Raw genomic sequence first — 12,306 nt, 5'->3', positions numbered from 1 at the left:
AAAAATACCATGCTACACTGGGTTTCCGCTTATTACTTGACGAACATGTAGAACTGCATAAAAATGGGCAAAAAATCATTTTGGCGGGCGTAGAAAACTGGGGTTTAGGTTTTGGTGAGCGTGGCGATTTAAATAAGGCACTGTTGAATACTCAATATAACGATTTTAAAATACTCCTTTCGCATGATCCCACGCATTGGGATGCACAGGTAAAACACTATCCTTCTAAAATACACCTCACCTTGGCAGGCCATACGCACGGCATGCAATTTGGCATAGAAGCCTTCGGCATCAAATGGAGCCCGGTCAAGTTTCGTTACAAACATTGGGCAGGCATCAAAAGAGAAAACAATCTGGTTTTAAATGTTAACAGGGGATTTGGCTTTATTGGATTTTCTGGTCGCGTAGGCATTTGGCCTGAGATTACAGTGATCGAACTAAAAAAGAAATAAAAACTTTAATATCGTTGTAGCGTTTCTATAGTTAGGCTCGTATAGGTTAAAAAGTTAATGGCCATTAACTCGTTGTTTAATATAATATTTAATTATGAAAATCTCATTTAACTATAAAGCTTTGATTGCAGCGGTCGCCTTATCTACAGGTTTGTTTTCTTGCTCAAAGCTAGATAAGGATTACGAACCCATCCAGGTCTCAGGTCTCAGCATTATCCAAGCTTCCCCAACTTTAGAAAAACTAGATGTGTATGTCGATAATACAAAAGCTACCGGCCTAGATTTTTCGTTTGGCGATAAAACAGATTACCTAAGTGCCTATTCTGGCAACAGGGTATTCAATGTGACCAAAAAAGGCAATTCAAATTCTCTAAAAGGAGCACAAGCTACACTTAAGCCTCAAATTGGTTATTCTCTTTTTGTAATTGACAAGTTGGAAAACATTAATTTCCTATTATTGGAAGATGACCTGAGCAAACCCGCTACAGGAAAAGCTAAAATTCGCTTTGTAAACCTTAGCCCAGATGCGGGTGCCTTAAATTTAAGTATTAATGGGGCCACTAGTGATCTTTTTACCAATAAACTCTTTAAAGAATACACCACCTTCCAGGACATTGATCCGGCAGAACAAATGACCTTCAATGTTAAAGACCAGGCTACAGGTACGGTAGTTACCGTATTGGCCAATGTTAAAATAGAAGTAGGAAAAGTCTATACCTTGTATGCAAAGGGACTAAAAGCCAATACCGATGACACTAAGTTTGGTGCTACCGTCTTTGTACATAAATAAAGGTTCTTATCAGATCCTACATTAGTCGCCATTGCGGTTAAGGGAATAAACTTTTTTGTCTAAGCAACAGTGTTCTTTTCCTTCGCATGGCGACTTTTATTTTTTGTGTATTAATCTTACAAAACACTTATGGAAAGTTAAGGGAAGTGGCATCTCAATAATGGCCAAAGCTCCCTTAGTCAATTTTTTGTTAAAAAGGTTGAAGCTTGAAACTAAATATTAAGTTTGTTTGAGCAACGTGTAACCTTTGAAGAATTTATACTTTTTATTATTTATTTTACCCTTTATTTTCGGCCACCTCAGCGGCTTTGCACAAACCTATAAAAAGGTAAACGGAAAAATAGCAGATACCAGTGGTATTGCCATTGCACATGCCAGCATTGTTCTTGTTGACCAAAAGGATACATTAAGAACAAAAACAGACGAATATGGCTCATTCAGTATTACCAAAATAAAAGGGGAAAGCTTTGAGCTTAACGTCTCGGTTATGGGCTATCAGACCTATAGCCAAACTTATACCTTCGCCCAAAAAAAGCAACTAAATATCAATACCATTGAACTTCAGCTAGCTGACAATATGCTAAAGGAAGTGGTCATCAAATCAAAACCCAACCCTATAAGGTTAATGCAGGATACGGTAGAATACAATGCTGCTGCTTTTAAGGTATTTGAGGGAGATAATGTGGCCGACCTGATCAAGCAATTCCCCGGAATTGAGGTTGACGATGAATACAATGTAAAGTCCATGGGGCAAGATGTGGTTAAGCTGCGTGTGAACGGCAAAGATTTTTTCACCAATGATGTGAAGGAGTTTATTGCCAAGCTCCCTGCAGAAATTGTATCTAAAATTCAGATCATTGATGATTATGGCGATCAGGCAAATTTTACGGGACTAAAAGTTGGTGAGCCTCAAAAATTGATCAATATTGTAACCAAACCAGGTATGAACCGAGGAAAGTTTGGGAACATGTCTATTACTGCTGGCTCAAACCAACAGCTAGGTTCCAGAAACAACGTTAACCTATGGAATGACGATAAGCAGACTGGGGCTAGCTTAAACTATCTAATGCAAAACAATGGTGCCGGAAATAGCGACAGTAAGGGAGCCACCATTAACCATAGGGATAAAATAGGCAAAAATGGCAACTTTGGCATTAACTATAGTGCCAACCAGAATAGTAACGACTTCACCAATGAGCAGGCCGTAGAAACGGTTAGCGACGCAGGATCCTATTATAACTTTTCACAAAACTCGGGGAATACCAAAAACACAAGGCACAACCTCAACTCAAATTTTTACCTCTCCAATCAAACAATATATGTGAATGGATCTATTGCCGGATCTTATAGTCAGCATGCCAACAATCGCTTCAGCCTAAACAATCAGACGGGCCTCACCAAACAAGACTTTAAAAATTTTAACGAAACCGAAGGGAATTCTCCCAGTCTGAATGCCAATTTTAGCTTATCTAAAAAGAGGAGTAAAAAAAGGGGTTCGCTGTCTGCCAACTTTGGCTTTTCTCTATCAAACCAACAATCTAATCAGCTTATTAACACCAATACTTTATACTATAACCAACAAGATCTTACCCTGCTAAAGGATTCGGTACTGAACCGCAACATCGATAGCAGAAACCGCACCCAGAGCTTTTCTTTTAGCACCAACTATATCATGCCCCTTAACAAGGCTACAGATACTACAGGCAATAGAACGATTAGTTTTAATTACGCCCTTTCCCTAAACAACAATACCAACCAGACGGCGACTTATGTATTAAGCAACCTAACTAACAGCTATCGGTTTGTCGATTCGCTCAGTTCGGCACTTACTTCTCTATTTATTACGCAAACATTGGGTATTGGCTATAATTACACCAACAAAAAAATGCGTTTTAGCTTGGGCTTAAATGCCAGGCCAACAATGTTAAGGAATAACTACATTAACATAGCGCAAAAAATCGTGAATAATAATTTCAATTATTCGCCCAGTTTAAATTTGAGTAGGACCTTGGAAAAGGGCAAAACGTTATCGTTGGGTTATAGCGGTAGTAACAATAGTCCTTCGGCCAACCAATTGCAGCCCATTAGAAACACACAAAACCTACAAAATATCATTATTGGCAATCCAAATCTTAAAGCCTTTTTCCAGCATCGTTTAAATGCAAATTATAATTATGTAGAAGCAAAATCTGGCGCTTCGATGTTCGTTTCAGCTAACTTTTCAACTACCCAAAATGAGATCGTTAACAATGTAATTGTAGTACCCGATACTTTAGGCAGCTATAGACAGGAGACTCGATACGAAAATACCAATGGAACTTATAACTTAAGTGGAAACTATAACATTAACATCCCCCTAAAAAAGAACGTGTTCTCCGTAGGCTATAGTGGAACAATAGGGGTATCGAACAAAGCCCTTTTCATTAATAATATCCGTTATTTCAACAGTGGATTAAATTTCTCACAAAATATCTCAGGAAATATTAATCTAAAAAAGATGAGTTTTAATACAGGTTTAGGCTACAGCCAAGTAAACAACAATAATATTTTGGGGTTAGCGAATAGCTTTTCGAGCATGGCACTGGGCCAGGAAATCATGCTAACGGGCGGAGGTATAACCTTGCTTAATCTCCCATCAATTAATTCAACTTTCAATCCCGGACAGTTAACCACTACCAATTTTTTCATGACCAGAACTTTTAGTGCCAATCTTAATGCAAGGCTTAAGTTATCCGTTTTGAATTTAAGTGGTGGTGCCAATTATTCCTATAGCTCAAACTCAAACACTTCTGTCCAGCATGGAGATAGGGACTTAAAAACCCTATCGCTTTCGTTAAATGGAAACGCCACGGTTAAAAAAACTTATCGTATAGGTTTTTCTGCTGCCAAGCGCATTAACAGTGGCTATGCCATTGCCAATCAAAACCCTCTTTTGATTGGGCTTAACCTGAGTAAACAAATGCTAAAAAACAACTCTTTAAGCATCACTGCTAGTGCCAGCGACTTACTGAACCAAGGTAATATGATTTCCAGACAAGTATTGGGCAATTCGGTTATCGACTCCAAGAACAATGTAATTACCCGTGTTTTTTCTTTTGGGCTAAGCTATAACCTCTCTAAATTTGGTACTAAGGGTACAAATATACGTGTAGACCCCGATTAGAAGGAAATGCAATGAGATACCATTATTTTAAATTACTAATGAGATTTCCACCCCTCTTATTTCTTTGTTTTAATTCGATCTTTTGTTTTGGACATGCAGATACCACAAGCATCAAAAACCATTTAGAAAAAATTACCAAAACAGGACAATACCGCAACCATCAAAACATTGACCAACTCAATAAAGTGGCCAATTATATTAAACAGGATTTCCTAAATTACAGTGACAGTGTTTCCTTTCAGGAATACACGGTAGATGGAAAAATATATAAAAACGTAATCTGCTCTTTTGGTACAGAAAATCAACAAAGAATTATTGTTGGGGCACATTATGATGTCTGTGGAAACCAAGAGGGTGCAGATGACAATGCCAGTGGTGTAGTTGCACTTTTGGAATTGGCACGCCAACTTCAAACACAAAAATTAAGTAAACGCATAGATCTGGTTACCTATACGCTCGAAGAGCCACCCTATTTCAGAACTGAATATTATGGGAAGCTACATCCATGCAAAGTTTCTGTCCGACCATAAAATAGCGGTATATGGCATGCTCTCAGTAGAGATGATCGGGTATTTTAGAGACGAACCAAAAACACAAGATTACCCATTAGGTATTTTATCTTGGTTCTATGGCAACAAAGGCAATTATATTACGTTGGTTAATAAGTTTAATAAGGGTAAATTTGCCCGTAGCTTTAGCCAAAGCTTTAAACAGACCAACTACATTAAAACCAAAAAGTTTACCGGGCCAAAAATATTGCCCGGCATCGACTTTTCGGATCACCTAAATTATTGGCAGTTTGGCTATAGCGCATTAATGATTACCGATACTTCTTTTTACAGAAATAAAAACTATCATCAGGTAACGGATAAGATGGAAACATTGGATATTAAAAGAATGGCTAAAGTAATCGATGGGATTTTCGAGGCCCTGATCAAACTGAAATAACAAATTATGGAAATAAACGCTTTGAAAAAATATATCTATAACGGCATTTTTATCCTATGCTTAGGATTAATCCTTATTGTTCCATCTGCCAAAGCATTGCTCTTACAGGGTTTAATGCAGGTTGGCTTGTTCGATCCCGAAACACAGACCGAAAAAACAACTTTAACCAGTCAATCATTAGCTATCCAATTTAAAGATAGCAAGGGCAAGATTACAAGTTTAGCTGAGCTAAAGGGCAAAGTCGTATTTCTTAATTTCTGGGCCACCTGGTGCCCTCCCTGCTTGGCAGAAATGCCTTCTATCAATAAGCTTTACGAGCAGTACAAAGATCATGAAAATGTAGCATTTATTATGGTAGATGCCGACCATGACTTTGCCAAATCAAATGCCTACATGAACAGGAAGGGTTATCAACTGCCTATCTATCAAATGGCCAGCAATGTCCCGGAAGATCTTTTTAGTAGATCCTTGCCTACTACCATTGTTTTTGACAAAAAAGGTCGGTTATCATTTAAACATGAGGGAGTGGCTAACTACCATAGCAAAAAATTTACGACCTTTATCCAACAATTAATCGATTTGAAAAATTAGCAAGATGCAACCTTTTGATTTAGAAGTAAAAGGCATTGATTATGCCGTTTTCCCTGAAGGAGATCATACCTATACCATTTACAAGCAGGGCAAGGAATACCTACAAATCCAAAAAGATGAGGGTGAACAGTGGATCAAGTTTGACAAGGAAACAGGTATACCTCTTTTTGAACCCGATGAAGAGGTCAATACTTTGGGTAAACTTATTGCAAACTATAAAGAAGAGCCTGAAGAGGAGGAGTAAAATCTTTTCTTTATGTGCGGTCATGCCCTCTGATGAGATGCCCGCATACACAGGAATGATGAACTTGCAAAATTATCCCGCCCAACTTTCTCGGTCTAGGCTGCGGTAGTGGATCGCTTCGGCCAAATGCTCGGCGCCAATAGCTTCACTTGCATCCAGATCGGCAATGGTACGTGCCACCTTTAAGATTCTGTCATAGGCACGGGCAGAAAGCCCCAGTTTTTCCATTGCCTGTTTGATCAGGCTTTTTCCTACCTCGTCAATTTCACAAATCTGCCTTACCATATTTGAACTCATCTGGGCATTGGCATGCATCCCTTCCAATTGTTCGAAGCGTTGGTCCTGTATTTCTCTGGCCTTCATTACCCGCTGCCTGATCAGGCTACTTTTTTCGGCCTGCCGTGCAGAAGAAAGCTCCGAAAAATTAACTGGCGTAACCTCTACATGAAGGTCTATACGATCTAACAGGGGACCTGATATTTTGCTTAAATACTTTTGAACCACACCTGGTCCACACAGACACTCCTTTTCAGGGTGATTATAAAAACCACAAGGACAAGGATTCATCGAAGCGACCAGCATAAAACTGGAAGGGTATTCTACCGAAAATTTTGCCCGGGAAATGCTGACCCTTCTATCTTCCAAGGGTTGGCGCATTACTTCCAGTACCGTACGTTTAAACTCGGGCAACTCATCCAGAAACAAGACCCCATTATGTGCCAAAGAAATTTCACCCGGTTGGGGATTAATCCCACCGCCCACCAATGCCACGTCAGATATGGTATGGTGTGGCGCACGATAGGGTCTTTCGGTCATTAAAGCATTAGATACAGGCAGCTTTCCTGCTACAGAATAAATTTTAGTGCTTTCTAAAGCCTCTTGCAGGTTTAAAGGAGGTAAAATAGTGGGCAAACGTTTGGCCAGCATAGTCTTCCCTGCGCCAGGTGGACCAATTAGAATTACATTATGCCCTCCGGCGGCCGCAATTTCCAACGCCCTTTTTATATTTTCCTGTCCTTTAACATCCGAAAAATCCTGCTCATAGTCATTAACCTGTCTAAAAAACTCTTCCCTTGTATTTACCTCTACAGGCTGCGGTTTTTCTACCTGGTTAAAAAAAGTGATCACCTCAGCGAGCGTTTCCATGCCATAAACTTCCACATCGTTTACAATCGCCGCTTCCCTACTGTTTGTTTTGGGCAGTATAAAGCCCTTAAAAGCTTCTTTTCTAGCTTGGATGGCGATGGGCAATGCACCTTTTATGCTCTGCAAACCTCCATCTAAGGAGAGTTCGCCCATAACGATATATTTATCCAGTTCATCTGCTGCAATCTGCCCCGATGCCGCCAATATCCCTATAGCTATGGGAAGATCATAGGCAGAGCCTTCCTTTCTGATATCTGCAGGCGCTAAATTGACCACTATTTTTTGTCGGGGCATACGGTATCCGGCAATACGGATAGCACTTTCTACCCTAAACAGGCTTTCTTTGACCGCATTATCTGGCAGGCCCACCATATAATATTTAGCTCCGCTATCTACGCTCACCTCAATGGTGATGGTTAACGCATCAACTCCATAGACCGCACTTCCATAAGTTTTTACCAGCATATCTAGATATTTTTTTATTCAAGATAAAAAAAATACTCTAAAACACTAAGGGTTAAGCCAAAAGGAGATTAAACTTTATATTTCCCAGAAGCTTCCATCAAAATCAAATTTATAGCTAGTAAATTACAACAACTATACAAAAAAAGGCTGTCCAAAGTGTGAACAGCCTTATCAAATTTATGATTATATTGCTATAACGACAGTATTTCTGCCAAGCGTAACCATGCAGGTGTGATTTGGGCAGCATCTATGTGTTTAATGGCTTTGAAGAAAGGAGTAAATACAATTTCTCTATTGATCTGCCCCGCCATTACGCCTGTTTTGCCCTCTAGCAATCCCTCTACTGCCGCAACCCCCAAACGACTGGCCAATACCCTATCCATACAGCTAGGTTTCCCTCCACGTTGTATATGGCCCAGTACCGAGATCCTGATATCATAGCTAGGAAATTCTTCCTTCAGCACTTCGCCTACCTTATAAGCACCTCCTGCCTCGTCTCCCTCGGCAACTACGATAATCTTAGAGGCTTTATCTTTTCTTCCATGGTGTAAACGTGTAATTAATTCATCTACACTGGTCTTGGCTTCGGGTATCAAAATGGCTTCGGCACCTACGCCAATTCCACTTCTCAAAGCAATCAGTCCCGAATCTCTTCCCATTACCTCTACAATAAACAAACGATCGTGAGATTCTGCAGTATCCCTAATTTTATCTACTGCGTTTACTACCGTATTAATGGCCGTGTCATAACCAATGGTCAAATCGGTTCCTTCCAGGTCATTATCAATCGTACCCGGCAAGCCAACTACAGGAATATCGTATTCCTTAGAAAAGATATCGGCCCCCGTAAAAGTTCCGTCTCCACCAATGACCACCAAAGCATCTATTTTATGATCTACCAAGTTTTGATAGGCCTTTGCCCTACCTTCCTTGGTTCTAAACTCATCACAACGGGCAGTTTTCAATATGGTTCCGCCACGCTGAATAATATTGGCCACAGATTTTCCATCCATAGAAATAAAATCAGCATTGATCAGACCATCATATCCCCTTAAGATACCCGTTACCTCTAACTTATAGTATAAACTGCCCCTAACTACCGCCCTGATGGCAGCATTCATTCCTGGAGAGTCGCCTCCGGAAGTTAAAACGCCTATATTTTTTATTTTATTCATTTATTTTCTGTTTGCAAACGCCTGTAATCCCTTATCAAGATAGGCTAAGTATGCTTCTATATTAAACTCTACGCCTATTGGTGGAGAAACAAGCTCTTTCTCATTGGTATCCAACAATACATAGTAAGGCTGTGCAATGGTACCAAATCTTTCTGCCTGCAAATGTTGGAATTTTTTTCCAACCGTGTTCACTTGAGTTTTCAAGATTTTCGAATAAAATTGTTCTTCTTCCGGAAGTGAAGTCTTGTCATCTGTATATAAAGACACTACAATATAATCTTCTTTTAATTTCTTAAGTACACGTTTGTCAGACCATACCTTCGCCTCCATTTCCCTACAATTTACACAGCCATGGCCTGTAAAGTCAAGGAATAAGGGTTTATTCACCGTTCTGGCATAGGCCAATGCTTCTTCATAATCGAAATAACCATCAATGTTATGTGGAATATGCAGAAAATCGCTATATTTTTTCTTCACGCCGCCAACGGTCTGATGCTTAGCGGTGCTGCTTCCTTCGCCCACTACAAAGTCTTGGGTTGAAAGCGGTGGTACTAAAGAACTAACGGCCTTCAATGGTGCGCCCCATAATCCAGGAATAAGGTAAATGGCAAATACAAAGCAGGCAATGGCAATAAACAATCTAGGTACAGATATATATGCCACATCGCTATCGTGGGAAAATTTAATCTTGCCCAAAAGATAAACGCCCAATAAGATGGCAAGCACAATCCAGATGGCCAGGAATATTTCCCTATCTAAAATGCCCCAGTGATAAGCCAAATCGGCCGTGGATAGGAATTTTAAAGACAAGCCCAGTTCCAAAAAACCTAATACTACCTTAACGGAATTTAACCAACCACCAGATTTTGGCAGTCCGGTCATCAGGCTTGGAAATATGGCGAATGTGGTAAAAATAATGGCCAATGAAAGTGAAAATCCAAACATAACCACAATTGGAGTAAGCAAGTCGGTATTAATGGCCACCAAAGAAGTTCCAATTAGCGGTCCTGTACATGAGAAAGAAACCACAGCCAACGTAGCAGCCATGAAAAAGATACCACCCAATCCTTTCGAATCGGATTTTGCATCCAGTTTATTTACAATGGAACTGGGCAGCATAATTTCAAAAGCCCCAAGAAAAGAGATCCCAAAAATCAATAAGATGATAAAGATAAAAATATTGAAAAATCCATCGGTAGAGATTTGGTTAAGTGCACTAGCTCCCCAGATCAGGGTAATGATTATGCCTAACCCAACATAAATCACAATAATGGATAGACCATAGATTATTGCACTTCTTATCCCTTTAGCCTTGCTTTCTGCCCTTTTGGTAAAAAATCCAACGGTCAATGGAACCATTGGAAAAATGCAGGGCAAAAAGAATGCGGCAATTCCGGCCAATAGCCCTAATCCAAAGGTTACCCATAGTGAATTTGGCTTTGCAGCTGGCGTTACCGAAGGCACCGTTGCACTTGCCCCGGCCTTATTGGTCAAGCTATCTGCTTCGGGCTTAATTTTGGCATTGGCAACGCTGTCCTCTTCAGAGCCTATCGTAGTAAACTCCATATCTTCTGTCGAATGCGTTGTAGTCGTGTCATTCTGATTTTGAATGGCATAACTATGCGTTGTGTTAAAAAACGTAAGCAGTGCAACTAAAAGCACTAAAAAGCTTAATTTATTCATTTGAGTGTTTTTGGTGTGTGAGGGCGTGAAATTAATAATATTTTCTCTATATCGCTTTAATTGTCAGCCTAAAAGAGCATAAATAGGCGGTTTTTTACTTTATAAGGAGAAATTTTTCTTGGACGATTTAATCTATAAAACATCTATATTAAATTGTATTTACCCAGTAGAAGCACAGCTTTAATTGTAGTTATACCTACCTGCTAATTGGTACAAAATGCACTTAAAGAATATAACGGTCAATACTTGGCCATTATGATGACTAGGGTACTTTCAACAAAAAAGGAGGTGTCCAAACCCCTCCTTCATTTCCTTAAAATAACTTGCTCCTCTTTTTGATCAATTACTTGACCGGAATGCTGAACGATACTTCGCTAGGAGGCAGACATTGTTTATCATCACAAACCATAAATTCTACTTTGCCTTTTACGGCCGTAGTTGCTTTATTCAGTTTTATTTTCTGTTGAAAGATTACTTCATTCTCAAAATAGCTCACATTCATGTTAAATACCTTTTCAAATTTAGTAATCGCCTTAGGCTCGGTAGTTTTACCTATCAATGCATAATCTTTGGAAGGTGAAAAAGTGAACTCCGTTTTACTTGGCCCACCCGGTTTAAGGTTTTGTGAATAAAGATGCCAATTAGGATCAATAGTGGCCCTAATATATAGTATAGCTTCATTTTTGTTGATTTTTTTTGCGTTATAGGACCAGCTTACGGGGTTTTCCAACTGGGCAAAAGCCCCTATGGTACCCAAAAGCACCATGGCTAAAATTAAAGTGATTTTTTTCATTTTCTTAAGTTAGTATGTCATTCTTTGCCCAGAGGGCTAATCTATTCATTTATAGTTAATATCATGCCAAAAATTCTATCTCCTTAAAGTTAAATTCGATCGAATCTCCATTTAAAGGTTTAATTTTCAATAACCCCATAGCTGTAATCCCTTCTATACGGCCTTCAAAAATTCGACCATCTACTAAAGATCGGTATTTGGCCAGTTGATTTACTTTATAAAGCTTGGCCGTATAAAGCGTGCTTAAAGAAGTTTCATTATTCTTCAGCTTCAGGTACAATTGTTCAATTTGTGTACAAATTTCATTTAAAAGCTTTGTTAAATCTACATCTTGTTGTAAAATTTGCGCTATAGAACCTGCCTTATTTTCCAGTTCTTTAGCAAAAACCGTTTGGTTCACATTTAAACCTATGCCAATAATGGTATGTTTTAGCCGATTGCCAACAATGGTATTCTCTATGAGCACTCCCCCAATCTTTTTATTTACGAAGTAAACATCATTAGGCCATTTAATGCTTAAACCAGCGGGCAGGTATTTAACCAAAGCATTGTTTAATGCTATGCTAATGGCCATATTAAGCATAAAATGTTTTTCAATGGTAATAAAATCGGTGGTTAAATAAACACTAAAAGTTAGGTTTTTACCAGATTCGGCATGCCAAATATTGCCCTGTTGCCCTCTTCCGGCATATTGGTTTTCTGCCATTATTACAGTTCCATTTGGCAGTGGCTCGGAATTTGAAGTCAATTTCTTCAAATAATTATTAGTAGAATCAACCGATAATAATTTGATAAGATTTTGACCAACAAATAATGTTGAAAAAGTGTTATTTTGCAAGTGTTGATTTATATTATT

General features: G+C 39.1%; 12 protein-coding genes. 7 read left to right on the top strand and 5 right to left on the bottom strand.

From position 1 onward, the window contains the following. From JHD79_RS07690 to JHD79_RS07660, 7 genes are all read left to right on the top strand, one after another. The coding region (locus tag JHD79_RS07690) for a metallophosphoesterase (RefSeq protein WP_370583307.1) at positions 1-452 on the top strand (452 nt) is incomplete at its 5' end. Between the two features lie 94 nt (positions 453-546). Continuing rightward, positions 547-1,242: a DUF4397 domain-containing protein gene (locus JHD79_RS07685; protein WP_199118635.1), complete on the top strand. Its 696-nt coding sequence runs from the start codon at positions 547-549 to the stop codon at positions 1,240-1,242. A gap of 247 nt (positions 1,243-1,489) precedes the next feature. Next, positions 1,490-4,405 carry an outer membrane beta-barrel protein gene (locus tag JHD79_RS07680; RefSeq protein WP_199118634.1) on the top strand — a complete coding sequence of 972 codons (2,916 nt, stop codon included), beginning with the start codon at positions 1,490-1,492 and terminating at the stop codon, positions 4,403-4,405. A 38-nt stretch (positions 4,406-4,443) separates the two neighbouring features. Then, positions 4,444-4,935, top strand: coding sequence for a M28 family peptidase (locus tag JHD79_RS22955; protein WP_199118633.1), 492 nt, complete (start codon positions 4,444-4,446; stop codon positions 4,933-4,935). Next, positions 4,895-5,353: a M28 family peptidase gene (locus JHD79_RS22950; protein ID WP_199118632.1), complete on the top strand. Its 459-nt coding sequence runs from the start codon at positions 4,895-4,897 to the stop codon at positions 5,351-5,353. The genes JHD79_RS22955 and JHD79_RS22950 overlap by 41 nt, the downstream gene beginning before the upstream one ends. A 6-nt stretch (positions 5,354-5,359) precedes the next feature. After that, positions 5,360-5,944 carry a TlpA disulfide reductase family protein gene (locus tag JHD79_RS07665; RefSeq protein ID WP_199118631.1) on the top strand — a complete coding sequence of 195 codons (585 nt, stop codon included), beginning with the start codon at positions 5,360-5,362 and terminating at the stop codon, positions 5,942-5,944. 4 nt (positions 5,945-5,948) lie between these two features. Further along, the gene (locus tag JHD79_RS07660; RefSeq protein WP_199118630.1) at positions 5,949-6,188 is read left to right on the top strand and encodes a hypothetical protein; all 240 of its coding nucleotides are present in this window, start codon (positions 5,949-5,951) and stop codon (positions 6,186-6,188) included. A gap of 72 nt (positions 6,189-6,260) precedes the next feature. Here JHD79_RS07660 and JHD79_RS07655 read toward each other — a convergent pair whose 3' ends face one another. The 5 genes from JHD79_RS07655 to JHD79_RS07635 all read right to left on the bottom strand — a co-directional run bounded on the left by JHD79_RS07655 (position 6,261) and on the right by JHD79_RS07635 (position 12,288). Further along, positions 6,261-7,799: a YifB family Mg chelatase-like AAA ATPase gene (locus JHD79_RS07655; RefSeq protein ID WP_199118629.1), complete on the bottom strand. Its 1,539-nt coding sequence runs from the start codon at positions 7,797-7,799 to the stop codon at positions 6,261-6,263. Positions 7,800-7,990: 191 nt separating this feature from the next. After that, positions 7,991-8,974, bottom strand: a complete 984-nt coding sequence (gene pfkA / locus JHD79_RS07650) for a 6-phosphofructokinase (protein WP_199118628.1) — start codon at positions 8,972-8,974, stop codon at positions 7,991-7,993. After that, positions 8,975-10,657: a protein-disulfide reductase DsbD gene (locus tag JHD79_RS07645; protein ID WP_199118627.1), complete on the bottom strand. Its 1,683-nt coding sequence runs from the start codon at positions 10,655-10,657 to the stop codon at positions 8,975-8,977. A gap of 343 nt (positions 10,658-11,000) precedes the next feature. Continuing rightward, a complete protein-coding gene (locus tag JHD79_RS07640) occupies positions 11,001-11,450 on the bottom strand; it encodes a protein-disulfide reductase DsbD N-terminal domain-containing protein (RefSeq protein ID WP_199118626.1) in 450 nt (149 codons plus the stop codon). A 61-nt stretch (positions 11,451-11,511) separates the two neighbouring features. Beyond that, positions 11,512-12,288 (bottom strand): biotin--[acetyl-CoA-carboxylase] ligase, encoded by a 777-nt coding sequence (locus tag JHD79_RS07635; protein ID WP_199118625.1) that lies wholly within the window; start codon positions 12,286-12,288, stop codon positions 11,512-11,514. Between the last annotated feature and the right edge of the window lie 18 nt (positions 12,289-12,306).

Origin of the sequence: Pedobacter sp. ASV28, from assembly GCF_016428855.1 — a bacterium.
Taxonomy (GTDB): domain Bacteria; phylum Bacteroidota; class Bacteroidia; order Sphingobacteriales; family Sphingobacteriaceae; genus Pedobacter.
This window is presented reverse-complemented; position numbering and strand designations above follow the sequence as displayed.